Here is a 24,848-nt window from a genome sequence, read left to right as displayed (position 1 = left end):
AAACGAGGGTGCGTAAGTATATAAATTATAACGATAAAACACTATCACTGCAGGAAATAGCAGTTATCCCGAAACTGTCGATGTTCGTTTGCCCGGGCGGCTTCAAACGCTATTGACCTGATAATGGAATGGCGGCAAGATACCCCGCCGATGAAGGCAGGGTCGGCTATTTTTTGACCGCCGCCCATCCAAGACCATTATTAAACAAGCCTGTGGAGACTCCATGAAGGTACTCGTTGCCGTAAAGCGCGTGGTTGACTACAACGTCAAGGTTCGCGCCAAAGCTGATGGCTCCGACGTTGACCTCAACAACGTCAAGATGTCGATCAACCCGTTCTGTGAAATTGCTGTAGAAGAGGCTGTGCGCCTCAAAGAAGCCGGCACTGCCACCGAAGTGATTGCCGTATCGATCGGCGACAAGGCCTGCCAGGAGCAGATTCGAACCGCTCTGGCGCTGGGTGCCGACCGTGGTATCCAGGTAGAGACAGAGGGCTCTGTAGAGCCTCTGGTCGTTGCCAAACTGCTGAAGGGTGTGGTCGAGAAAGAACAACCCCAACTGGTTATACTGGGCAAGCAGTCTATCGACGGCGACAACAACCAGACTGGCCAGATGCTGGGTGCGTTGACGAACATGCCCCAGGGCACATTTGCCTCAGAAATCGCTGTTGACGGTGACAAACTCAGCGTAACGCGTGAAGTTGACGGCGGCCTGCAGACACTGAGCCTGAACATGCCAGCGATCGTAACTTCCGACCTGCGTCTTAACGAGCCACGCTACGCGTCGTTGCCGAACATCATGAAGGCCAAGAAGAAGCCACTGGATGTGTACTCGCCTGCCGATCTGGGTGTTGAGGTAACCACACACCTGACACAGGTGAGCGTTGAGCCCCCGGCCGAGCGCCAGGCGGGTATCAAGGTTGAGTCTGTAGATGAGTTGGTCGATAAACTGAAAAACGAAGCGAAGGTAATCTGATGAGTACCCTGGTTATTGCAGAACACGACAACGGCTCCCTGAAGGGTGCCACCCTTAACGCCGTCACTGCCGCCCAGGCTCTGGGCGCAGACGTTGACGTATTGGTAGCCGGTGCTGACTGTGGCGCTGCTGCTGAAGCCGCTGCCAAGGTTGCCGGTGTTAGCAGGGTTCTCGTTGCTGACAACGCAGCCTATGGCCACCAGCTGGCAGAAAATGTCAGCCTGCTGATTGCCGATGTAGGTGCGGCTTACGACAACATCGTTGCGCCGGCTACATCTAACGGCAAGAACACCATGCCTCGCGTTGCAGCGCTTTTGGACGTGGCCCAGATTTCCGACATCATTTCTGTCGAGGCTGCTGACACCTTCAAGCGTCCCGTGTATGCCGGCAACGTTATTGCTACGGTCAAAAGCAGTGATTCCAAAAAAGTGGTCACTGTGCGGACCACTGCCTTTGACGCTGCGGCTGCCGAAGGTGGCTCCGCAACCGTCGAAGCCGTCGATGCCGTTCACGATGCGGGCATTTCAGCGTTTGTGAGTGAAGAAGTCGCTGAGTCTGATCGCCCTGAACTCACTGCTGCTCCAGTGGTTGTCTCCGGTGGTCGCGGTATGCAGAACGGCGAGAACTTCAAACTGCTGGACGGCATCGCCGATAAGCTGGGCGCCGCTATCGGTGCTTCGCGCGCGGCGGTAGATGCTGGCTTTGTGCCCAACGATATGCAGGTCGGCCAGACCGGTAAGATCGTTGCACCTGACCTGTACATTGCTGTCGGTATCTCCGGTGCCATTCAGCACCTGGCAGGCATGAAGGACTCTAAAGTCATTGTTGCGATCAACAAGGACGAGGATGCGCCTATCTTCCAGGTTGCGGATTACGGCCTGGTAGCCGACCTGTTCGAGGCATTGCCTGAGCTGGAAGCCAAGATCTGATCTTGCGCGTGTAAACGCACACGGAAGCCGGCCTAGCGCCGGCTTTTTTGTGCTCGCCTGAAAGTATTCAGTTCTTCGAGTAAGGCTTTTACCCTGGAGTGAGCCGTCCTGTTAGCCTGAATGCATTCAGCGCTGTCGCTGGTCTCACCCTGTGAATGGCAGCTGCGCGACTCGACCAAAATTGCTGCGCAATTTTTGGGACTCGAACAGTGCTCGCTTTGGCGCCATTCACAAGCTTCAACCATGGCTGCGCCTTCATGCCCATCATGCAGCCAGGCTAGCCGGCCTTGAAAGAATCCCATGCAGTGACTGGCACCTTTCGTGTCTCAATCGCGCCGTAATCGATCCGAGATAGCTATCGGAGTAGGGTAGTTGAGCACCACGATGTAGGAGGAGACCAGCAGGGTGACAATGGTTGTCGCTTGAATCAGTAGTGATGCCTGCTCGGAGATCAGGGCAGCGCTGGTTGCTACGTAGGCAATCAAAAGAGAGAACTCCGACGCCTGCCCTAGCCTGAACCCCAGGTCCCAGGCGAGCACGCGCTTTTCGCTGACGCCCTTCAACAGGAATCTGTACACCACGGGTTTTAATGTGAGCACCAGCGCCGACAGAAGCAGGGCGGGTACGAGCACCTGTTGCAGCAAGCCTAGGTCAAAGCGCGCGCCGACAGAGAAAAAGAAAAGAATCAGGAAGAAGTCACGCAGGGGCTTCAAATTAACGGCAATGTACTGTGAGATAGGGCTGGTTGCGATGCTGATACCGGCAATAAAGGCGCCGATTTCGGCCGAAAGGCCCAACATCACTGCCACTTCGGCAACACCAAGGCACCAGCCAATCGCAAGCAGGAATATGTATTCATGGAAGCGATCAAAGCGCGCTATGAGTGGCAGAAGAACGTACTTCACGGCCAGCCATGCGCCCAGCCCCAGTAGAGGTAGGCTGGCGAGGCTGAGGCCTACTTCGACGCCCATAGTTTCCCCATCGCCGTTGGCTGCGCCCAGAAGCAACATAAGAACGACGATGGCCAACAGGTCCTGTAGCAGCAACAGGCCGATCATCAGCTCCCCGATATGCCGGTGATGCAGTACCGTTGTTGGCAGCAGCTTGATGCCAATGATGGTTGAGGAGAACATCATCGCGGCGCCCACGATCAGCGCATCGAGATTGCCGAAACCGAAGAGTATCGCTACGCCGTAGCCCATCGCCATAAAGATGGTTGAGCTGAAGACAGCAACAACGGTGGACTTTCGCAGTGTCGCCCAGAGCGCCTTGGGCTGCATATCCAGGCCCAGCAGGAAGAGCAGGAAGATAATGCCGATGTGCCCAATGTCTGACAGCAGTTTGAGGTCTTTCACCAGCGATAGCCCGTAGGGACCGATACAGGCACCGAGTGCAATGTAGGCAATGATCAGGGGTTGGCGGGTGTACAGAGCCACCGAAGCAAACAGGGCTGCCCCGGTAAAAATGAGAAAAAAAGAGAAAGTGACCGAACTGGCGTCCATAGCTTCCGCTACCCCCTGGGAAGCCCAGTGTAATCAAGCTCGGGGGTTAACGGAAAGTCTGGAGCGGCGAGTTATCCGGCGCGGCGTTTGAACAGCGGCTGAGGCTTATCAATGGCAGCTTGATAGTGTTCGCTGAAGTCGTTGAGGCTGGCCTTTGCGGCTTCCAGTGCAGATTCGCCATCCATCTGGAAGGCATTGAACCCACAGCGACTCAGGTAATGCAGCTGGTCACGTATAAAGGCACCAACGGCGCGCAGTTCGCCTGTATAGCCTCGCTCACGCAGCTCGCGGGCGTATGAAAAGCCGCGCCCGTCCATGAACGCCGGAAAATTGACGGCGACCAGTTCAAGGCTGTCCAAATTCTCCAGCACATCGGCGATACCCTCGCCGGGCTCGATTTGCACAGCTGTTGGCTTTTCGCTGGCTTCGACGTACTGCGACACCGTTGCGAGATGGCCAGGTGCCAGTGCCTCTGTGGGCGGCAGCCAGCTGTCTTGTTCGATCTGTCCGTTACGCAGCAGGCTTGGCATATACACGCTCCTTAAAGGGGTCTATGCCCACGCGCTGATAGGTATCGAGGAAGGTCTCTTCTTCGGTTCGAAGCTCTACATAGGTGTCCAGGACCTTGCCGACAACATCGGGCATGTCTTCCCGACCGAAGGAGGGGCCAAGTATCTTGCCGATGCTGGCATCTTTGGACTGCGAGCCGCCAAGGCACACTTGATAGAACTCCTGCCCCTTCTTGTCGACGCCGAGAATACCGATGTGGCCAATATGATGGTGCCCACAGGCATTCATGCAGCCACTGATGTTCAGCTCGATAGGACCCAGGTCATAGAGGTAGTCGAGATCGTCAAACCTGGCCTGAATGGCCTCGGCAACGGGGATAGACTTCGCATTAGCCAGGGAGCAGAAATCGCCGCCCGGGCAACAAATCATGTCCGTCAGATAGCCGATGTTGGCCGTTGCTAAACCCTGCTTCTGTAGAGCCTGCCAGAGGGTGTAGAGCTCGGAGGAGGGCACATCTGCCAGCACAATGTTCTGCTGATGTGTGGTGCGCAATTCGCCAAAGCTGAACCGGTCAGCGAGATCGGCAATGGCTTCCAGCTGCTCAGCCGTAATATCGCCGGGTGCAATGCCTGTCGGTTTCAGTGAGATCGTCACAGCTCGATAGCCCGGCACTCTGTGTTCGCAGGTGTTGCGCTTGACCCAATTTGCGAAGATAGGGTCGTTAGCCGACTGGTTTGTCAGCGTTTCTACGCTATCCGTGTAGCTGGTGTATTCGGGGGTCGTGAAAAATGATTGCGCGTGTGCAATGGCTTCTCCCGTCAGGGTATTCGCGCCATCCTTGATGGGCGCCCATTCGGCCTCTACGGCCTCTCGGAAAGCATCAACGCCCATGGCCTTCACCAGGATTTTGATGCGCGCCTTGTACTTGTTGTCACGGCGTCCGTGCTGGTTGTAAACCCGCAGAATAGCCTCAAGATAGGTAAGAAGGTGCTTTTTCTCGAGCCACTCGCACACGACGGAGCCAATCACCGGGGTTCTGCCCAAACCGCCACCGGCCAGTACCTTAAATCCGACCTCGCCCGCGTCATTGCGGACCAGTTCAAGGCCGATGTCGTGAGCATGTATCGCCGCTCTGTCTTCTGCCGTGGCGCAGACCGCAATTTTGAACTTACGGGGCAGGAAGGCAAATTCCGGGTGCAGCGTAGACCACTGTCGAATCAGTTCACAATAGGGGCGAGGATCTTCAAGTTCATCTGCGGCCACGCCGGCAAACTGGTCTGTGGTGGTGTTGCGAATGCAGTTACCGCTGGTCTGGATTGCATGCATTTCAACGCTGGCCAGATCCGCGAGAATATCGGGCACATCGGCCAACTCAGGCCAGTTCAGCTGAAAGTTCTGCCGGGTGCTGACGTGCAGGTATCCCTTGTCATAGTCCCGCGAGACCTTTGCCAGCATCCGTGCCTGACGCGTGTTCAGCAGCCCGTAAGGCACCGCAATCCGAAGCATGGGTGCCAGCCGCTGTACATACAGGCCATTCTGCAAGCGCAGAGGCAAAAACTGTTCTTCGGTTAACTCGCCGGCCAGGTAGCGCCGGGTTTGATCCCGAAACTGCTCGACACGCTGGTCGACAATGGCCTGATCGTATTGGTCGTAAACGTACATTGCTCGTCAAAATCCTGGAAAGGCAGGGGTTAGCTAGGGGCGCTACAGTAGCAGAATCGCGCCAGAGTTAAATATGTTGATTATTCATAAGGTTAGAACGGCGTTTTAATACGACTTTTACGCGCAGTCCTAGGGATAAGATTGCCTCTTTTGCCGGCAGTTCTTGTTGGTATAATGCGCGCCATTCCGATAACCCACATTACTCAGGAGACTCGCATGTCCAAGAGCAATCTCACCGACGGCAGTGCCGACGCCATCGCAGCCACCGCAGTTATCACCATCGTGGTATTTACCCTGTATCTCTGGCTGTCTGGAATGCCTTCCTGATACCGAAACTGGCGCGGCGAAATCAGCCGCGCCCGCTGAGCACCACCTGCACGATGGTGTACACGGTGCCCATAAACAGTAGGGTGAACACCAGTCCCGCTGCTATAAACGCACCTGCACGTCCTTGCTCGAAATCCCGCTCACGGTTCTTGCTGCTTTGAACTCCCAAGCCAGCCATCAGAACGCTGCCTACAACCTGTATGGGGTTTAGCGCCGTTTTCTTACGCTCTGCCGATGTCTGGTCAGCACTGTCCGAACGCTTCTCTGCCACAACAACTCCTCAATCCAGATTAGGTGCAAGCCAGCGACGTAGTTCGGCTTCAGGCATCGCCTTGCGATCTGCAAGATCAATTAACTGGTCGTCGCCAATTTTACCCACCGCGAAGTATTTCGCGTCAGGGTGCGAATAGTAGAAACCACTCACGGCAGCGGCGGGTGACATCGCGTAGCTCTCTGAGAGTGTTACATCGACGGTCTGCGGAGCCTGCAGCAACTCAAACAATGCGGCTTTTTCGGTGTGATCCGGGCATGCCGGGTAGCCCGGTGCTGGGCGTATTCCGCGGTAACGCTCCCGAATCAGTTCCGAGTTATCCAGGTCTTCTTCCGGCGCATAGCCCCAGAATTCTCGCCGCACGCGCTGGTGGAGGTGTTCGGCAAAAGACTCTGCCAGTCGATCCGCCAACGCCTTGAGCATAATGCTGTTGTAGTCGTCGTGCGCTGCCTCATAAGCCTTGGCTCGTTCTTCAACGCCATGACCCGCAGTGACGCAGAAACCGCCGATATAGTCCGACACGTCAGCATCTTGAGGGGCAATGAAATCCGCGAGAGAAAAGTTGGGCTCTCCTGACGGCTTTTCCATTTGCTGACGCATGTGCTGAAACTCTGCCAGCACATCTGTGCGCGCAGCATCGGAATAAACCGTTACGGTATCGCTGCCCGTACGCGCGGCGGGCCAGAAGCCAAACACAGCGCGTGGGCTTATCCATTTCTCATCGACGATGCGCTTGAGCATGGCCTGAGCATCCGCGTAGAGATCCCGTGCTTGCTGCCCAATCTTGTTGTCTTCAAGAATGGCCGGGAACTTCCCTGCCAATTCCCAGGTGATGAAGAAGGGGGTCCAGTCGATCGTGTCGATCAAATCCTGTAGCGGGTAATCCTCCAGCACCCGGGTGCCGATAAAGCTGGGCACAGGTGGGGTGTAGGAAGACCAGTCAAGCGCTGCTCCATTGGCAGATGCATCAGCATAGGGCAGCCGTTTACTGCGTGGTTCGCGATTGGCGATACGCTCACGCACCACGGCGTATTCCTGGGCACGTTCGTCACAGAAGCCCGCCTTGCCTTCGCCCATCAGGTGCGTAGCCACAGCTACCGAGCGCGATGCGTCAGGCACGTAGATCACCTGATCGTTGTTGTAATTGGGGTCAATCTTTACCGCTGTGTGCGCCTTGGAGGTAGTGGCGCCGCCAATCATAAGTGGCACTTGGAAGTCCAACCGCTGCATTTCACTGGCCACGTGCACCATCTCATCCAGTGAGGGCGTGATTAGCCCGCTGAGGCCAATGATGTCGACATTTTCCTCGCGAGCGACCCGCAGAATTTCTTCGCAATGCACCATCACGCCGAGGTCGATCACCTCGAAGTTGTTGCACTGCAGCACGACACCGACGATGTTCTTACCGATATCGTGCACATCGCCCTTCACGGTCGCCATCAATATCTTGCCGTTGCTGCTGGAGCCTTCCGTCTTCTCGTCCTCGATAAACGGCTGCAGATAGGCGACGGCTTGCTTCATAACCCGGGCACTCTTGACCACCTGGGGCAGGAACATTTTCCCTTCGCCAAACAAATCGCCGACCACATTCATCCCATCCATCAAAGGGCCTTCAATGACCTGGATCGGGCGATCGAAATGTTGGCGTGCCTCTTCGGCATCATCTTCGATATAGGTATTGATGCCTTTCACCAACGCATACTCCATGCGCTGGGCAACAGGCTTCTCTCGCCAACTCAGGTCTTCGCTGCGCCCACTGCTGCCTCCGCTGTCACGGAACTTGTCGGCAAGCTCCAGTAAGCGTTCGGTGCCATCATCCCGACGATTGAGGATCACATCTTCAACTGCCTCTTTCAGATCTTCCGGGAGGTCGTCGTAGACAGCCAATTGGCCGGCATTCACGATACCCATGTCCATGCCTGCCTTGATGGCGTGATAGAGGAATACTGAGTGGATGGCTTCGCGAACCGGGTTATTCCCCCTGAAGGAGAATGAGACATTGGAGACGCCGCCCGAGACCAGTGCGCCGGGCAGCTCTTCTTTGATGTAGCGGGTCGCCTCGATGAAATCCACGGCGTAGTTATTGTGTTCCTCGATGCCCGTGGCTACCGCAAAAATGTTGGGATCGAAAATGATGTCGTTCGGGTTGAAGTCCAACCGTTCACGCAGCAGATCATAAGAGCGCTTACAGATCTCCTTTCGGCGTTGCAGGTTGTCAGCTTGACCGTCTTCATCGAAGGCCATAACTACAACGGCAGCGCCGTAGCGCTGGCAGAGGCTGGCCTGTTCAAGAAATTCCTCTTCCCCGGCTTTCAGACTGATGGAGTTGACGACGGCCTTGCCCTGAATGCATTTCAGACCAGCTTCGATAACGTCCCATTTGGAAGAGTCCACCATGATGGGGACTCGGGAAATATCAGGCTCTGAAGCAATCAGGTTCAGGAAGGTCACCATGGCGTTTTCGGCATCAAGCATGCCTTCGTCCATGTTGATATCGATAATTTGTGCGCCGTCTTCAACCTGAGTGCGCGCTACATCCAGCGCAGCTTCGTATTCCCCCTCGAGAATAAGGCGTTTGAACTTGGCTGAGCCGGTTACGTTGCAGCGCTCACCGACGTTTACAAACAAGCTATCGGCGGTGATATTGAAGGCTTCCAGGCCGCTTAGACGGCAGGCGGGGGCAGGGCGCGGCAGGGTGCGCGGTGCGAACTCGTGCACGGCGCCGCCGATCGCAGAGATATGATCAGGCGTTGTGCCACAGCAACCACCGGCGATGTTGAGGAACCCGCGGCTGGCGAACTCCCCAAACTCGGTTTTCATGTCTTCGGGTGCTTCGTCGTACTCGCCGAAGGCATTGGGCAGGCCGGCATTCAGGTGGGCGCTGAAGTAACAGTCGGCGGCATTAGACAGTTCCTCCATAAACGGCTCGATCTCACGGAACGGCCTGCCGCAGTTACTGCCAACAATTAAGGGGCTGGCATGGGCTACGGAGTTCCAGAAGGCCTCTGCATTTTGTCCTGACAGCACCCGGCCCGAGGCGTCTGGGAAGGTGACGGAAATCATGATGGGCAGTTCATAGCCCAACTGCCGGAACACACTCTGCGTGGCAAAGATCGCAGCCTTCGCATTGAGTGTGTCGAAAATGGTCTCTATCAGGACAATGTCGATGCCACCCTCAATCAAGGCAGTCAGCGCTTCGCTGTAGTCGGTGACCAGCTTATCGAAGGTGATATTGCGGGCACCGGGGTCGTTCACGTCCGGCGAAATTGAGGCGGTGCGCGGTGTCGGGCCCAATACACCCGCGACGAAGCGGGGACGGTCGGGCGTCTCATGAGTGACTTCATCGGCGACGCGGCGGGCGATTTTCGCGCCGGCCAGGTTGATCTCTTTGACCAAATGACCCAGTTGATAATCATCCTGGGCTACTGCGGTGGCATTAAAGGTGTTGGTCTCAATGATGTCCGCGCCGGCTTCAAGGTACCGCCGGTGGATGGCGGCGATAACATCGGGCCGAGTCAGAGAGAGCAGGTCGTTGTTGCCCTTGAGGTCGCCCGGGTGGTCCGACAGCCGTGTGCCCCGATAATCCTCTTCTGTGAGTCCCTCGGCCTGGATCATGGTGCCCATCGCGCCATCGATCACAAGTATCCGCTCATCGAGCAGCGATCTGAGTAGCGTAGTGACGGAAGTGCGGTCCAGCATGATGGGTCCTGTAGCGAGTAGACTGTGGGTCGATGGGCCGCGTATTTTAACAGAATGCCCGCTCGTGAGGGCGTAAATAGTGGGGCATGGGTACCGCCGCCTCGACAGAATTGGTAGAATACCCGAGTGATTTACTCGGAAACGGAGCGCGCATGATCACCATCACCGAATCAGCCCAGGAATATCTTGCAGAACTGCTGACCAAGCAGGAAGATGCTCTGGGTGTGCGGGTGTTCATCAACCAGCCCGGCACGCCTCGTGCAGAGACCTGCATTGCCTACTGCCGAGAGGGCGATGTGAAAAGTGAAGACGAAGAGCACAAGTTCGAAAAGTTTACGGCCTGGTTTGATGAGCGCAGCCTGCCGTTTCTGGAGGACGCCCTGGTCGACTATGCCAAGGACCGAATGGGCGGTCAGCTCACCATCAAGGCGCCGAACGCCAAGATGCCCCGCGTCGATGAGAACAGCCCTCTGGAAGATCGCATCAACTACGTGCTGTACAACGAGGTTAACCCGGCGCTGGCAGCGCACGGTGGAGAGGTCAGTCTGGTTGAAGTGACCGACGATCAATATGCCGTATTGCAGTTTGGCGGAGGCTGTCAGGGTTGTAGCGCCGTGGACCTCACCTTGAAAGATGGCGTTGAAAAGACCCTGCTAGAGCAGTTGCCCCAGCTGCAGGGTGTGCGCGACATGACAGATCACAGCGATCGCAGCAACGCCTACTACTCATAAGCGTGGCGCTAGACGCATGCCGGAGCAGTGTGCCCGGCATGCAGTTCGAAGTCGTTTAGCCCTGCTGGCGAGCGGGTAGTACCTCACGCAGCTTGTCAGCAGTTTCCCTGAGAGTGCGCTCTGTTGTCGCCCAGTCGATGCATCCGTCGGTCACCGATACGCCGTAGGCCAGTTCCGACAGGTCCTCAGGAATAGACTGATTGCCGGCATTCAGGTGACTCTCGATCATCAGTCCAACGATCGATTGATTACCCTCGAGGATCTGGTTCGCCACGTTTTCCACGACCAACGGTTGCAATTCAGGCTGCTTGTTGGAATTGGCGTGGCTGCAATCAACCATGATGTTGCTCGCAATACCGGCTTTCTCCAGGGCCTCCTCACACAGTCTGATATGCACAGAGTCGTAGTTTGGCCCGGCGCTGCCGCCACGAAGGACAATGTGTCCGTAGCGATTCCCCTTGGTGGTAAACACAGAAACCTGACCCTGGCGATTGATGCCCAGGAAGCGGTGGGGCTTGGCAACCGAGTTCAGTGCATTCGTGGCAACCGTGAGCCCACCGTCAGTGCCGTTCTTGAAACCTACCGCCGAAGACAGCCCTGAAGCCATTTCCCGGTGAGTTTGTGACTCGGTGGTGCGTGCGCCAATCGCTGACCAGCTGATCAGGTCCTGCAGGTACTGGGGCGAGATGGGGTCTAGTGCCTCGGTCGAGGTGGGCAGGCCCAGCTCAAGAATATCCAGCAGCAGCTTGCGCCCGATGTGTAAGCCCTCCTCGATGCAGAAGGAATCGTTCAGATGAGGGTCATTTATCAGGCCTTTCCACCCAACGGTAGTGCGGGGCTTTTCGAAGTAGACGCGCATCACGATATACAGTGTGTCAGAGAGTTCCTCCGACAGCGCCTTCAGGCGTTTGGCGTAGTCTATGGCTGCGTCAGTGTCGTGAATCGAGCAGGGCCCCACCACTACGAAGAGTCGCGGGTCTTTACGGTCCAGAATGTCCCAGATCACCTGGCGACTTTCAGTCAGCTGCTCCCTTGCGGCGTCGCTGAGGGGGAGGGCCTGTTTCAGGGCCTCGGGCGTAATCAGCACATCCTGTGCATCGACGTTGATATTGTGGACTTCGTTAGAGCTCATGTGCCGGTTCCTGATACAGTGTGTTGGCATTCCGGTGGATTAGGGGCGCTGCATTCTATAGCAGCGCTACCGCATTTGACAGGCGAGCACCTTCATAACGAAACCCACCCGAACCCATGGAATTGATATCGCCAGGGAGGCAGCTTTGCCATCAAATTCGCCGGCACTGTATGACATCAAGCCATTAATACCACTGTTCGAGAGCGGTTGGACTGTCGTAACACCGACTGCGCGTTTGGCGCGGAGAATCAGCGCGCAATGGAACACGCATCAAGCAGGGCAGGGAATGCGGCGCTGGGCGCCCGCGCCAGTCAACAGCCTTGAGAGTTGGTTAATGGAGCGCTGGCAGACAGCTGTGCGGCAGCAGGCAATCGAGCCCTGCACGCTGATTGATGCCACAAGAGAGCGCGAGCTCTGGCTGGCAGTCATTGCCAAAAGTAGTGGTGCAGACGCCGGTCTCAGCCTACTTAAACCTGACGCTGCGGCACAGGTAGCAGCTCGAACCCGAGAGGATCTGCTCCGCTGGCAGGTAGATCTTAGCGACAAGGGTATTCGTGGACTGTTCTCTCTGGACACCGACTGTCGGACTTTTCTCAACTGGTGGGACGCCATGCGCGATGCGCTCGCGGCAATCGACTGTGATACCGCGAGTGGCTGCCTCACGCGGTTGTTAGCCGCGCCGAATGTGGCGTCTTCTGAGAAGGTGGCGCTGCTGGCCTTCGACGATATCCCGCCCCTCTATCAGGCCTGCCTTACGCATTTGTCGCAGGCGGTAGAGGTTGTGCAGGATCTCTCGACGGCAGGCGAAAAAAACCAGCCGACGGTGAAGGTATTCCCCGAGCGTGCTTCTGAGCTGACGGCTATTGCCAGTTGGGCCGTGGATAAGTATCGCGGCGCAGACAATACCACTGTCGGCATCGTGCTGGCTGATGCAGACCAGGATCGACTGCCGCTGGAGCACGCTCTGCGAACAGCTTTCGAGTGCCTGGGAGACAAGTACGCAGATCTGCCGGTTAACTTCTCAACGGGTATTACGCTCGATAGGGCGCCTATTGTCTCGACAGCGCTCACCGCCTTAGACATGCAGCAGCACCGCAATACCCGCGCCGATGTCATCAAGCTGCTCAATAGCCGGTTTCTTCGGCGTACAGACGCCTTTGGCGAGCCAGCAGTTCGACTCACCAAACAATTGTTTGAAGATGGTGATCTGGATATTCCGACGGCCCGATTGCGAAGTCGCTGCCGGCGCGCGCTTGGGAGCGACGGCGCTGCAAAGCCCTTGCTTTTGGCTGAGGCACTGGATGCGATGCGCGCGCGGCGACTCGATAAACAACGGCTGAGTCCGTCGCAATGGGCAGAGCACTTTGGCGCGATACTGGCCGAAGACTGGGGCTGGCCGGGCCCCGGGCCACTGGACTCATTGGAGTATCAGCAAGTTCAACAGTGGCAGGAGGCATTGGATGCCTTTGCTGCTTACGACGTTATAGCGCCAGCCTTAAGCGCCATGGACTATGCGACTGCCGCAGCGGCATTGCGCCGCTGTTGTCAGCAGCGGGTCTCACAGCCGAAGACTGCCGATAGCCGCATACAAGTGTTGGGGTTATTGGAATCTGCAGGATTGCAATTTGACGAGCTGTGGCTGTGCGGTATGCAGGCGGATCGCTTCCCACAGTCACCGAGACCCAACCCCTTTATTCCATCTTCACTCCAGCGAGAACGCGATATGCCGCGTTCGAGTGTCGATCGGGAGTGGTCTTTCGCCTCTCGACTCCTGGAGCAACTGCTGTCGGATAACCGCAGCGTTATCACCAGTTATGCGCAGTTCTCTGATGGTATTCCCAGCTTGCCCAGTCCGCTGCTGGACACCGCAGATGCCCAGTTACAGGTTGCCAGCGTTGTACCGATAGACTGGGCCAAACGGCAGCAGTCCGCGGTGAAAGAGAGCCTGCTCGAGCCTCAGGCACCTGCAGTGGATTCCCGTGAGCTTCAGGACATTCGTGGTGGCAGCGGTCTGGTCGAGGATCAGTCGGCTTGCGCCTTTCGCGCGTTTGCGCTCAGACGACTCAATATTCGCGGGTTGGACGATGCGGACACAGGGCTCTCGGCTTCTGACCGCGGAAATCTGGTGCACGCCGCACTTCAGATCGTGTGGCAGACACTCGGATCCCGGTCACAGCTTGCTGCGCTCAGCGACGCTGAACGCCGGGCGCTGGCCGAGAAGTGTGCGGTTCAGGCTATTGCCGCCTTGCGAAGTGATCGGCGTGAAATTGCGGGTTCTGCGTGCCTGGCGCTGGAGGAAAAGCATCTGGCTGCGCTACTTCTGGAATGGTTTGATGTAGAACTTCAGCGCGACGATTTCACCGTGCTCGCCACGGAAGAAGACCGACAGCTCACCATCGGCGGCTTAACGCTTAACCTGCGCATGGACCGCATTGACGAGCTCAGTGGTGGCGAGACCCTGCTGATTGACTACAAAACCGGCAGCACCCTATCGGTAATGGGCTGGCTGGGAGGTAGGCCCAGGGCACCTCAGCTGCCCTTGTATACACAGACTCAAGCTGTGCAGGGTATCGCGTACGCCAAGGTGCGTCGCCGCTCCAGCGAATACCGCGGCCTGGGTGAGTGTGAGGGCGTCCCAGGCGTAAGCACCGAGCTAACCACACGCCAGTCCATCGAATCCGGGGCTGAGGACTGGCCCGGCCTTATCGCTGCCTGGGCCGACACTAACACCGCGCTGGTCGAGGATTTTCTGGCGGGCGAGGCGAGTGTTGCGCCTTTGAAAGGTGCCTGCGACTACTGCCAACTGCGGCCCCTGTGTCGCATTGATACCGGGGACGGTTAGTAATGGCTATCACTGATGCCCGTGAAAGAGCTGCTGCGCTCAATGTTGATAAGAGCTTCTGCGTCACAGCGCCTGCAGGGTCGGGTAAGACCGAGCTGCTGACGCAACGGCTGCTGGCACTGCTGGTGACCGTTCAACGACCTGATCAGGTGCTGGCGATCACCTTCACGCGCAAGGCTGCCGCCGAGATGCTGGAGCGTGTGGCGAAGGCGTTGGCAGGTGCCGCAGCAGGTGCGCCTGTAAACAGTGCGCACGAACAGGTGACACGCGATTTGGCGATACAAGCGCTGGCGACGTCGCAGCAACAGGGCTGGCGGCTAGAGGACAATCTCGCCTCACTGAATATCAAAACCATCGATAGCCTGTGCATGAGTCTCACTCGCCAAATGCCGATACTCAGTCGATTTGGGGGGCAGGCCAGCCCGACGGAGGAACCCGAGCAACTGTATCGGGAGGCTGCTAGAGAGCTGCTTGATCTGGTGGACAGCAATCAGGATGCCGCCACAGACATCAGCGCACTGTTGCTTCACTTTGACAATAACTGGAGGCGCCTGGAGACCTTGTTCGCCAGCATGTTGCGGCGACGATCACAGTGGCTGGATTTTGCCAATCGCGATCTCACGGCCGGGAAGGCGGATCAGCGGCTGCAGGGGCTGGTGGATACGCTGGTTACTGACGCCCTGGCAGCGCTGGACTCGGCGATCACAGCCCAGCGTCACTCATTGCTAAAAGCACTTCAGTACGCCCAGAACAACCTTGATCAACCGATACTCGCTCATTTCCCTGCGCCTCAGCCCGCGCAACTGGGGGATTGGCGTGCCTTAGCTGACTTACTGCTCACCAAGGAGGGCAACTGGCGCAAAAGCGTGACCAAGACCGTCGGCTTCCCGGTGGATGACGATACGCAAAAGGCGACAAAGAAATCGTTTATGGCTTTGCTGACCGACCTGCAGCACCAGGCCGGTTTGCTGGAGCAGCTTCAGCTATTACGGCACCTGCCGGACACTACAGGTCACCAGGAATCATGGGTGTTGGTCAAACACCTCGCCAGGGTGTTACCGCTGCTGGCGGCGTGCCTGCTGGTGGTGTTTCAGCGGCGCTCACTGGTGGATTACACCGAGATCGCAATAGGTGCGCTGGACGCGCTTGGCGAAGAAGATGCGCCGACTGATCTGGCCTTGCGCCTGGATTACAGCATCGAGCACATCCTGGTCGACGAATTCCAGGATACGGCCATTGATCAATACAATCTCTTGCAGCGCCTCTCCAGGGGATGGGGCGAGCACAACGCCAACAACCCGCAACGGCCCCGTACGCTGTTTATCGTAGGCGATGGCATGCAATCCATTTACCGATTCCGTAACGCTCGCGTGGAGTTGTTTATCAAGGCGAGGGAGCAGGGCTTTAATGGGGTTTTACTGGAACCACTGTATTTGCGGAGTAACTTTCGATCAGACGCCGGCATCATCGACTGGGTCAATGCCAGCTTTGCCCAGGCCTTTCCGCAGACTGATGATCTAGCCAACGGGCAGGTGGCCTTCCATGCGGCGGACGCCGTCCGCCCAATGGGCCTCAGCCCGGCGGTGCAAAGCCATGCTTTTGTCAGCGACGGGGAGGATATGTCGGCTGAAAGCGAGGAAGCCGAATACATCGCGCTGGCAGTAGCGTCCCTGCTGCGGTCGAACCCCGAACAGTCTATCGCCGTGCTGGGGCGCGGTCGACGTCAGCTGCAGCCAGTGGTGCATGCGTTGCGCAGCCATGGTGTCGGCTATTCAGCGCAGGATATCGACACACTCATCAGCGCACCTGCTGTCATAGATCTTATGTCGCTGTGCCGCTCGCTCGCGAATCCCGCGGACGATGTTGCCTGGTACTCCTTGCTGCGATCGCCATGGTGCGGTCTGGGTCTCGCGGATTTGCACGCGCTGACAAATGCTAGCGCCGGTGAGCGCGACCTGAGTGCCCGTGACAGGTGCTCAGTCGCGCTGGAAAAGCAGGTATTGAGCACAGCGGGCGCGGCCCGCCTGAGTCGCCTGATACAAGTAATGGACTGGGCCTGGGCCAAGCGCGAGCGCTTGGGGCTGCGCGCCTGGATAGAGACAAGCTGGCTGCAACTGGGCGGTCCTGAGGGCTTGGCGGGCAGCGTTGATTTGGAGGACGCAAATACGTTTCTGGGGCTGCTCCACCGCGCGGAAAAAGAAGGCGTAGGGCTCGATATACAGTGGCTGGATGATCGTTTGCAGAGACTCTATGCCAACAACCCGGAGCCTGACGCAGTGGTACAAGTGATGACCTTGCACAAGTCCAAAGGGCTTGAGTTTGATCACGTGTTTATGCCGGGGCTGGCCGCAGGCTCGCGCTCTGATGAGAAACCACTGCTTATCTGGTCCGACACCATTTCAGCCAGCGGGCGCACTGGCTTTCTGCTGGCGGCAAACAGCCATGAAGAGCCTGGGGATCCCACCCTGTTTAACTACCTGCGGTATCAAGAAAAGCAGCAGGTACGGCACGAAACACTTCGCTTGCTTTACGTGGGCTGTACGCGGGCCATTCGTTCACTCACTCTCAGCGCGTCTGTATCCCGCGGAAAGAAGGGTGACATCAAACCAGCCAGTGAATCCCTACTGGCACATGTATGGCCAGTGCTTGAACCCAATGTACAGCAGCATGAATCCGCGGCAGGTTGTGCGAGCGCGCAGGCACAGACAAACGTACCCTTGATACGGGTACAGGATTTGCCTGCAGCTACAGTTATCACCCCGCCGGAATCGCAGGGCGCAAACATTCCCGAGCATATTAATAACCGGGTCGACCGGGCAGTGGGTACGGTGGCGCATGAGATGCTGGAGGATCTTTCGCAGTTAACCTCGTTGCCGCAATCAATGTCGGCGCCGCAGAAACAGATTGCAGAGTATGCGCTTCGTAATCTGGGCGTAGCAGGCGACGTTTTAAAGCCTGCGCTGGAGCGAGTAGTGGACAACATCAACAAGACGTTGAAAGACGAGAGCGGTCGATGGATATTGGACAGCGCACACGAACAGGCGCTCTCGGAGCAGGCCTACACCTGGATCGATGAGCGGGGTGAAACGGTAAGAAACGTCATTGATCGCAGCTTCGTGTGTGACGGCCAGCAATGGATTATCGATTACAAAACCAGTGCGCCGCTGCCCGACGAGTGCCTTGCGCAGTTTTTAGACCGGGAGCTTGAACATTACCGCCCCCAGCTATCGGCTTACCGTGAACTACTGCAGCTGGAGCAAAGCGCGCTGCCCGTGCGCTGCGCACTCTATTTCACCGCCCTGGGAGAGCTCGTAACACTGTAGCGTTTATTGACAGCGTGCAATAACGTCGTCAGCAAAGCGACGAATACCGTCGATCTTGTGCGCCAGTTCCTGTGATTCACCGTGATAAAACGGCCAGGGCATGGTCAGGATGTGCGTGACACCTTCGTCTTCCAAGCGCTTGTAACCATCAGGGTCCCAGGCATCCGAAGGCGTTGCCATAATCTCAAAAGGCATATCGGCGCGGCCATAGTCAGCGCGCCAGCCCTTTATCCTCTTGATGCTTTCAATAATCTCACTACTGGGTTGTAAGTCCGTCACCCAGCCGTCGGCTAAACGTGCGGCTCGCTTCATGGCGGGATCTGAGATGCCGCCTACCCACAGCGGAATGGGAGCTGTAGGCGCGGGGTTCATTTCCATCGGCGCGAATTGGTAATGCTTGCCCTGGTACTCAACCATCTCGCCGGTCCAAAGCAAGCGCATGATCTCCAACATTTCGTCCGTTCGCTTGCCGCGGGTATGGAAGTCCTGCTGCATTAACTCAAATTCATCCTTGGACCAGCCCACGCCGAAGGCGGGTGTGACGCGGTTGTTAGAGATAACGGCTGCCGTGCTGATCGCCTTTGCCACCAGGTAGGGGTTTCGCATGGGTAGCACGAAAATGTTGTTAGTGAAGCGTAGCCGCGTGGTGATGGTGGACAGTGCACCTATCGTAACCCAGGGGTCTGGCCAGTCAGTAAAGGGCTCCCAGCGCCGACTGCCATCATCGGTATATGGGTAGGGGGTTGAAAGGGTTTCGGGGTTCACCACATGGTCCGAAAACGACATGGCGTCCCAGCCGGTCTCATCGGCAACCGGAGCCAGAGCTGTGAGATCTGCCACTGAGCTGAATGATGTGGATAGTACGAACTTCATAATGCGCCCTTGCGTTACCCCTGTGGGATGCTGCTTACTCGTGTTTTGACTGGCATTTTTAATCACAGGAAGGGGCGGCTGCTATGCCTTATTTTCGCGATCGCTTTGTCGATCAAATTGTCATACTGACCGGCGCTGGCATCTCTGCAGAATCAGGGCTGGCGACGTTTCGTGACAGTGACGGGCTCTGGGAAAATCATGACCCAATGGCGATTGCCACGCCCGAGGCGCTCGCTCGTGACCCCGAACTGGTGTTGGGCTTTTACAATGCACGGCGCGCCCAGCTTTCCGAGGTCGCTCCTAACGCCGCTCATCAGGCCATTGCTCGCCTGCAAGCGCACTTCCCCGGCGAGGTGTTCCTGGTCACGCAGAACGTGGATGACCTGCACGAGCGCGGCGGATCAGCGCAGGTTTGCCATATGCACGGTGAGTTGCTGGGCATGCTGTGTTCGCATTGTGGCCGGCAGTCTGTTGCGAAAATACATTTTGATGTGGAGACAGCCTGCACCGCCTGCGGCACCGTCGGCAGTCTGCGCCCCGATATCGTGTTTTTCGGTGAGATGCCGTACCACATGGATAGGATAGAGACCCGGCTCTCAAGTTGTTCGCTGTTTCTAGCGATAGGTACGTCGGGGGCGGTTTACCCTGCGGCGGGTTTCGTTCGCCACGCTGCAATGGCAGGGGCGACCTGCGTTGAGCTCAACAAAGAGCCCAGTGATGTGGCGGGGCAGTTCCACCACCACTTAACCGGACCGGCCACTGAGACGGTGGTGGAATTGGTTGAACAATTATTGCAATGAATCCGAGGGGCAGGCCCCTCGAATGCCCTTACTGCTGTACGTGCTCCAGGCTGATCGCCAAGGCTTCGGTGTAGACCAGTACGATACTCTGGCCCAGAGTGACATTGCTCATCTTTTCCGGCTCGACGTCGGTGATGACGTGAGCAGCGCCGCGTGAATCCAAAACCGTGACCGTGCCCAGCAAACGGTTCATACCTTCGATGGTGCAAACAGCGCGGATTAAACGCGCGCCACCGATACCGGGTTGTTCTGCGCTTTCGGAAACGGCGGCATCCTCCAGTACCACCCAGGGCTCAGCCAGCTCTTCCTCGGTGGGTTCGCGAAGCTCACCCTCCAGCGCTGCCATGTAAGTGGCGGCAAGTACGTCGCCCACTTTGATGTCGTCAATGCTGACAACTTCCTCTCTGGCGGTCAGGGTAATCGGGTTACCCATGGGCCCCTCGAGGCTAACCTGCTTGGTTTCTGGGTCGACTTTGGTGACGACGGCCTCGACCGACAGCACCATAGCGCGGGCGCCGCCAACTGGTGTTTCGTCTGCCGCGGCTTCCTGTGCCCAGCTCAGCGGAGCATTGAGTGAGAGAGTGAGAGCCGCGAGCGCAGCCATAGAGGTCAGTGCTTTCATAAAATTTCTCATTAAGTTTGTGGTTCTTATTCAGTCTGGTGCGACCGGACGGCCTGCAACGATAACAGAAAATCGACGGTCCCGGCTGAGTGTGCTGAGGGTTTCAAATCGTCGACGCAGCAGCGGTTTATATTTCAGGTGATTGTTGTACACCAGCAGCAGCTGACCGTCCTTCTCAAGCATTTTCGATGCCTGCAGAATCAGTCGTCTCCCCGCAAACTGGTCGACCGCGTGGCCCATGTGGAAGGGTGGATTCAGTGTTACCAGGTTTGCAGCTTCCCTGGTGGTGGCCCCATCGCCCCAAACAAACCTTAGTGCCGAGCCATCAATGCTGTCACCGGAGTGCGTTTCGTGGATAGCACTTAGCAGAACGTTGGCATTGTGCCTCGCCGAGGCGACCGCCATGGCTGACTCGTCAATGAATGTGACCCGTCGTGCCAGCTTTTGATGCAGCATCTGATGCCCGATAACGCCATTACCGCAGGCCAAATCCACAGCGTGCTCGCAAGCGGCTATATCCGCCAGGTGCGGCAGTAGCAGTCGCGTGCCACCGTCGAGCATGTCCGGGCTAAATACGTTGGTGTCGGCAGAAAGCGGAACCGGCAAGCCCGGTACACGGTAGGTGGCTCTCGTCGGCAGAGCCCGGCCGACCCGTTGATCCCGTGTGGCAACAAAAACACGGGCTTTGCGCTTGCCCGGCTGCCTCTGTGTGGGGCCTATGTAGTCTTCAAGCAATTGGGCGGTGTTGGGTGACAGGTGCTTGTCCATGCCTGCGGCGAACAAACGCCCACCCGGCGGAAGGCTGTTTGCAAGGGCGGATAGCTGCGCGCGGAAATAACCCAGCGACTTGGGAATGCGCATCGCAACAATATCTGCGGACGGGGGCGCATCGGTGCTTGGCACCACGTCGATGAACGGTTTCTGATTGCGCGTTAGATTTCCTTCAAGCGCCTGTTTGGCCAGAAACGAATCGGTCCACAATGCCTTCGGCTGCAGTGCAACACTGAGTGCACCGTGCTCGTCATTGACGGTGAGAAGGGCAGGGGTGTGGCTGCTGGAATTGTCTGCGGCTGTTGCCTCATGGACGGCTGCGACCAGTAATTCGTCGGCCGCGTTCCAGGCTTGAAGGGTCTCCCTGGGCCGTTCGGGGTAGCGCCGCAGGCTGAAAGTGCCAGTTGCACAGTGCAGCAGCGGTGCTCCCATTAGCCGCCTCGCACATACAGCGTCAGGCGTTGACCCGGCTGGAGGTAGTCTCCGGGGTTCAGGGAATTCCACGTGATGATATCGTCGATGGTGACGTCAAACCGGTTGGCAATGCCATACAGGGAGTCACCTCTACGCACACGGTAGCCACGTTTGTTCAGCGACGAGGTGTCGCTCACCAGCGCCAGGGAGTCCGCCCAGGCGCTGCCTTCCGGGATCATCATGGTATCGCCCGCGCGGATCAGGTTGCCTCGGATGTTGTTAACGTCGCGTAGCAGGCCCACCTCCGTGTTGAAGCGCTTGGCAATGCTGATCAGGCTATCTCCGCGACGAATGCGATAATGCTCCCAGGTGACCCTGTCATCAGGGCCCAGGGTCGCTACGCCTTGCTCGAAGGTCGCGCGGCTACCGACGGGGACCAGTAGCTCTTGTGCCTGCCGCGGCGCCGTCGCCCAGCGCAGTTGCCCGGGATTCAAGGCTCTTAAATCGTCCAGCTCTACGCCGGCGAGACTGGCTGCCCGCAGCATTTCTATCTGGCCACCCGTCTCAGCAATTTCGAAAGCAGGGCGGTTGGGGAGATCTGGCAGCGTGACTGAGAATGTGTCCGGGTAGCGAATAATGGCGCTGAGCGCGATTAGGCGAGGGATGTATTTGCGCGTCTCCCGTGGGAGCGTGAGCGACCAGTAGTCCGTCGGTTTGCCCGCCCGTTCGTTCGCAGCAATCGCTCTGCCGACGCGGCCCTTGCCGGCGTTATAGGCCGCCAACGCCAACAGCCAGTCGCCATCAAATTCAGCGTGAAGTGCCTCAAGGTAATCCAGCGCGAAGTGCGTTGACTCCCTCAGATCCAGACGCCCGTCATACCACCAGTTTCTGTCTACACCATAGTGTTTGGCGGTGGCGGGCATGATCTGCCATAGCCCGGCAGCCCTCTGTGACGACACGGCGAAGGGGTTCATTGCGCTCTCAACCAGGGGCAATAGCGCCATTTCCATGGGCATACCGCGGCGCTCGACTTCCTCTACGATGTAATACAGGTAGAGATTGGCTCTGCCGGTAACAACGGACAAGTAATTGGGCTGGCGCAAGTACGCATCGCGTTGCTTACCGACTTCCGCATTGTGTGTGGATTGCCACGTCAGACCGCGCCGGATGCGTTCCCAGAGGTCTTTGGGTGGCGGCAATGGTGTCGCCGGTGCAGACGCAGAGCTGGGCTCGAGAATACTGGCTGTTGGTTCAGCAGGCGCCGGGTCTGTTGACTCTGATGGCGCCTGATCGGGGGCTATAGTTTGGCAGCCCACCAGGAAAATAAGCGTAGAAAACGCTAGAAATTTGCCCCGTAACATATTGTATTTTTTCGTCTTAGAAAATTTAAAAATTGTCTTTCCAGCTGCGTACGGTGGCAAAAACGCCATCATCGCTTTGGTCGCTAAGCCTGTCGCTGGCGGCGAGGGCGTCCCGGAGCTCTTGAGTCCCGGCACGCAGGAACGGGTTAGTGGCACGCTCCATGGCCAGCGTTGAAGGCACGGTGGGCAGGCCCCGCTCGCGCCGCGCTGCGTCGTCCAGCTCCCGTTGTGCCAGCGCCTTATTGGCGGGCTCCACCGCGCGCGCAAATGCCAGATTAGCCATGGTGTACTCATGGGCGCAATACACCCGTGTTTCGGAGGGCAGGGCAGCCAGCTTGTTCAAGGATTGCCGCATCATGGGAAAAGTGCCCTCGAAAACTCGCCCGCAACCGCCCGCAAATAAGGTGTCCCCGCAGAACAGCACAGGCTCCGGCGAAGCGGCATAAAACGCGATGTGATCCAGCGTGTGCCCGGGCACACCCATGACTTGCAACTCAAGCCCTAAAAGAGTGACCGAGTCTCCATCGCTCAGGGCGTGGGTTATTCCGTTGATAGCCGGATTATCGGGCCCCCAAACCGGGCATTCCCACTGACTGGCAAGCGTCTCTAGCCCTCCCACGTGATCAAAATGATGGTGCGTGATGATTATGCCCGACAGGGTCAGGCCCCTGTCTGCGAGGGTCGCCGCCACCGGCGCAGGGTCGCCCGGATCAACGACAACCGCGCTACTGCCATTTGTCAGTAGCCAGATGTAATTGTCGGTGAAGGCCTGTATGGGTTCTATGTTGGTCATGATTCTTTCCGGTATTGCAAAGGCGACGCCAACACCGCTAACCTCGACGTGAATTCAGCCTTTGCGGTGCGGCACAGTGGTAGGGCGAGAGTCTAACGAGATTTCCTCAGCACTTGAATCCTGGTACCAACGGGAAAACGGACAGTACGCGCTAAATCAGCTCAGTCAGGCCTTACAACCGGTTCTGGACCTTACCTTCGGCTACCACATTGCCCAACTGGCCCCGCTGGCCGGAATCGACCTGTTGGCCGACAGCCCAATTAATCACCGAATACAAGTAACCAGCTTTGGCGGCGCGGAAGCGGGCTTGATTACCAGCTTCGAGGAGCTCCCCCTGGAGAGCGACAGTGTCGATGCGCTGGTTGCCTTTCATTGCCTGGAGTTCAGTGAAGACCCGCATCAGGCTTTGCGGGAGATGCAACGCGTGCTGACACCCAGCGGACACTTGATCATTATCGGATTCAACCCGCTGAGTTTTTCGGGTGTGTTGCAGCGGCTGAAACGTATCGCCGGCAGGGCGCCCTGGCAGCGCCACACGGCGCTATCGGCGCATCGCCTCAAAGACTGGATGAGATTGTTGCAATGCCCTACCGAGAAGCTCACGCACCTGTACACTGTGCCCCCACTGGGCTCCGGGCGGCTGCGCAGTGCGATGGTGCGAGCAGATGCTTTCTGCCTGCGGCATAACGTCTCTGCCGGGGGCATTTACATGATCCACGCGATCAAGCAGGTGGCCGGCGGGCGTAAAGTCCAGCGCCGGCGCAAGCGAGAGCGGTTAATCGAGCTGGCAGTTCCCAAATCGGGTGTGGCACCCAGCCCGGTGCCGAGCAGCGGCGTTCAGACCAAGAGTAAAAAGACAGCCTATGAAATCCGTTGAAGTATTCACCGACGGCGCTTGTAAGGGCAATCCCGGACCGGGAGGGTGGGGTGCGTTACTGCGCTTTCAGGGTAAAGAGCGCGAGATCTATGGCGCAGAGCCCGAGACCACCAATAATCGGATGGAATTGTTGGCAGCAATAGAGGGCTTGAGAGCCCTGCGTGAACCATGCAAGGTCGCCCTAACCACTGACTCTGTCTACGTGAAAAACGGGATTACCCAGTGGCTGCCGAACTGGAAGAAGCGCGGTTGGAAAACCGCCAGTAAGCAACCCGTGAAGAATGCCGATCTGTGGCGAGCGCTGGACGAACAAAACCAGCGCCATGAGGTGGATTGGCATTGGGTTAAGGGGCATAGCGGCCACCGTGAAAATGAAATTGCGGATCAGCTGGCTAATCGCGGGATTGAAGAAATGCAGCAGCGCGCATAATCCGCG

At 57.5% G+C, this 24,848-nt stretch carries 20 protein-coding genes; 9 read left to right on the top strand and 11 right to left on the bottom strand.

All coding sequences use genetic code 11. The features are described 5' to 3' along the window. The first annotated feature begins 223 nt into the window (after positions 1 to 223). Positions 224 to 973, top strand: a complete 750-nt coding sequence (locus tag IE089_RS05285; RefSeq protein ID WP_189475823.1) for an electron transfer flavoprotein subunit beta/FixA family protein — start codon at positions 224 to 226, stop codon at positions 971 to 973. Next, entirely contained in the window at positions 973 to 1,902 is a 930-nt protein-coding gene (locus IE089_RS05280; RefSeq protein WP_189475821.1) for an electron transfer flavoprotein subunit alpha/FixB family protein, read from the top strand. The genes IE089_RS05285 and IE089_RS05280 overlap by 1 nt, the downstream gene beginning before the upstream one ends. Before the next feature lie 326 nt (positions 1,903 to 2,228). Here IE089_RS05280 and IE089_RS05275 read toward each other — a convergent pair whose 3' ends face one another. The 3 genes from IE089_RS05275 to IE089_RS05265 form a co-directional block, all read right to left on the bottom strand. Next, the gene (locus tag IE089_RS05275) at positions 2,229 to 3,404 is read right to left on the bottom strand and encodes a cation:proton antiporter domain-containing protein (protein WP_189475813.1); all 1,176 of its coding nucleotides are present in this window, start codon (positions 3,402 to 3,404) and stop codon (positions 2,229 to 2,231) included. 71 nt (positions 3,405 to 3,475) lie between these two features. Then, positions 3,476 to 3,934, bottom strand: a complete 459-nt coding sequence (locus IE089_RS05270) for a DUF934 domain-containing protein (RefSeq protein WP_189475811.1) — start codon at positions 3,932 to 3,934, stop codon at positions 3,476 to 3,478. Beyond that, complete coding sequence (locus IE089_RS05265) at positions 3,915 to 5,576, bottom strand: nitrite/sulfite reductase (protein WP_189475809.1); 1,662 nt, start codon at positions 5,574 to 5,576, stop codon at positions 3,915 to 3,917. The genes IE089_RS05270 and IE089_RS05265 overlap by 20 nt, the downstream gene beginning before the upstream one ends. Before the next feature lie 216 nt (positions 5,577 to 5,792). Here IE089_RS05265 and IE089_RS05260 point away from each other — a divergent pair, with 216 nt between their 5' ends. Then, the gene (locus IE089_RS05260) at positions 5,793 to 5,903 is read left to right on the top strand and encodes a methionine synthase (protein WP_189475807.1); all 111 of its coding nucleotides are present in this window, start codon (positions 5,793 to 5,795) and stop codon (positions 5,901 to 5,903) included. 22 nt (positions 5,904 to 5,925) lie between these two features. Here IE089_RS05260 and IE089_RS05255 read toward each other — a convergent pair whose 3' ends face one another. Further along, the gene (locus IE089_RS05255; protein ID WP_308428824.1) at positions 5,926 to 6,174 is read right to left on the bottom strand and encodes a DUF2970 domain-containing protein; all 249 of its coding nucleotides are present in this window, start codon (positions 6,172 to 6,174) and stop codon (positions 5,926 to 5,928) included. Between the two features lie 9 nt (positions 6,175 to 6,183). Next, positions 6,184 to 9,873 (bottom strand): methionine synthase, encoded by a 3,690-nt coding sequence (gene metH, locus IE089_RS05250; RefSeq protein WP_189475805.1) that lies wholly within the window; start codon positions 9,871 to 9,873, stop codon positions 6,184 to 6,186. A 152-nt stretch (positions 9,874 to 10,025) separates the two neighbouring features. On the opposite strand from metH, the gene nfuA reads away from it, so the two are divergent. Further along, positions 10,026 to 10,604 (top strand): Fe-S biogenesis protein NfuA, encoded by a 579-nt coding sequence (gene nfuA, locus IE089_RS05245; protein ID WP_189475802.1) that lies wholly within the window; start codon positions 10,026 to 10,028, stop codon positions 10,602 to 10,604. A 55-nt stretch (positions 10,605 to 10,659) separates the two neighbouring features. Here the strand turns inward: nfuA and IE089_RS05240 are convergent, their stop codons facing one another. Then, positions 10,660 to 11,736, bottom strand: coding sequence for a 3-deoxy-7-phosphoheptulonate synthase (locus IE089_RS05240; protein ID WP_189475800.1), 1,077 nt, complete (start codon positions 11,734 to 11,736; stop codon positions 10,660 to 10,662). A 145-nt stretch (positions 11,737 to 11,881) separates the two neighbouring features. Here IE089_RS05240 and IE089_RS05235 point away from each other — a divergent pair, with 145 nt between their 5' ends. Together IE089_RS05235 and IE089_RS05230 are read left to right on the top strand one after the other, a co-directional pair. Further along, a complete protein-coding gene (locus tag IE089_RS05235) occupies positions 11,882 to 14,578 on the top strand; it encodes a PD-(D/E)XK nuclease family protein (RefSeq protein WP_189475798.1) in 2,697 nt (898 codons plus the stop codon). A 2-nt stretch (positions 14,579 to 14,580) separates the two neighbouring features. Further along, positions 14,581 to 17,901, top strand: a complete 3,321-nt coding sequence (locus tag IE089_RS05230; protein WP_189475795.1) for a UvrD-helicase domain-containing protein — start codon at positions 14,581 to 14,583, stop codon at positions 17,899 to 17,901. Positions 17,902 to 17,904: 3 nt separating this feature from the next. Here IE089_RS05230 and IE089_RS05225 read toward each other — a convergent pair whose 3' ends face one another. Next, positions 17,905 to 18,774 (bottom strand): LLM class F420-dependent oxidoreductase, encoded by an 870-nt coding sequence (locus IE089_RS05225; protein WP_189475793.1) that lies wholly within the window; start codon positions 18,772 to 18,774, stop codon positions 17,905 to 17,907. 83 nt (positions 18,775 to 18,857) lie between these two features. Here IE089_RS05225 and IE089_RS05220 point away from each other — a divergent pair, with 83 nt between their 5' ends. Next, positions 18,858 to 19,574, top strand: coding sequence for an NAD-dependent deacylase (locus tag IE089_RS05220; RefSeq protein WP_189475791.1), 717 nt, complete (start codon positions 18,858 to 18,860; stop codon positions 19,572 to 19,574). Between the two features lie 28 nt (positions 19,575 to 19,602). On the opposite strand, the gene IE089_RS05215 is transcribed toward IE089_RS05220, so the two are convergent. From IE089_RS05215 to gloB, 4 genes are all read right to left on the bottom strand, one after another. Continuing rightward, positions 19,603 to 20,196, bottom strand: coding sequence for a hypothetical protein (locus IE089_RS05215; protein WP_189475789.1), 594 nt, complete (start codon positions 20,194 to 20,196; stop codon positions 19,603 to 19,605). Between the two features lie 30 nt (positions 20,197 to 20,226). Next, positions 20,227 to 21,399, bottom strand: a complete 1,173-nt coding sequence (locus IE089_RS05210) for a class I SAM-dependent methyltransferase (RefSeq protein ID WP_189475787.1) — start codon at positions 21,397 to 21,399, stop codon at positions 20,227 to 20,229. Continuing rightward, the gene (locus tag IE089_RS05205) at positions 21,399 to 22,580 is read right to left on the bottom strand and encodes a LysM peptidoglycan-binding domain-containing protein (RefSeq protein WP_229802594.1); all 1,182 of its coding nucleotides are present in this window, start codon (positions 22,578 to 22,580) and stop codon (positions 21,399 to 21,401) included. Before IE089_RS05205 ends, IE089_RS05210 begins: the two co-directional genes overlap by 1 nt. Before the next feature lie 187 nt (positions 22,581 to 22,767). Next, entirely contained in the window at positions 22,768 to 23,535 is a 768-nt protein-coding gene (gloB, locus tag IE089_RS05200) for a hydroxyacylglutathione hydrolase (RefSeq protein ID WP_189475783.1), read from the bottom strand. Positions 23,536 to 23,611: 76 nt separating this feature from the next. Between gloB and IE089_RS05195 the strand changes: the two genes are divergently transcribed. Next, positions 23,612 to 24,412 (top strand): class I SAM-dependent methyltransferase, encoded by an 801-nt coding sequence (locus IE089_RS05195; RefSeq protein WP_189475781.1) that lies wholly within the window; start codon positions 23,612 to 23,614, stop codon positions 24,410 to 24,412. Then, positions 24,399 to 24,842, top strand: coding sequence for a ribonuclease HI (gene rnhA, locus IE089_RS05190; protein ID WP_189475779.1), 444 nt, complete (start codon positions 24,399 to 24,401; stop codon positions 24,840 to 24,842). Before IE089_RS05195 ends, rnhA begins: the two co-directional genes overlap by 14 nt. Positions 24,843 to 24,848 lie beyond the last annotated feature (6 nt).

The organism is Parahalioglobus pacificus, from assembly GCF_014652275.1.
GTDB lineage: Bacteria > Pseudomonadota > Gammaproteobacteria > Pseudomonadales > Halieaceae > Parahalioglobus > Parahalioglobus pacificus.
This window is presented reverse-complemented; position numbering and strand designations above follow the sequence as displayed.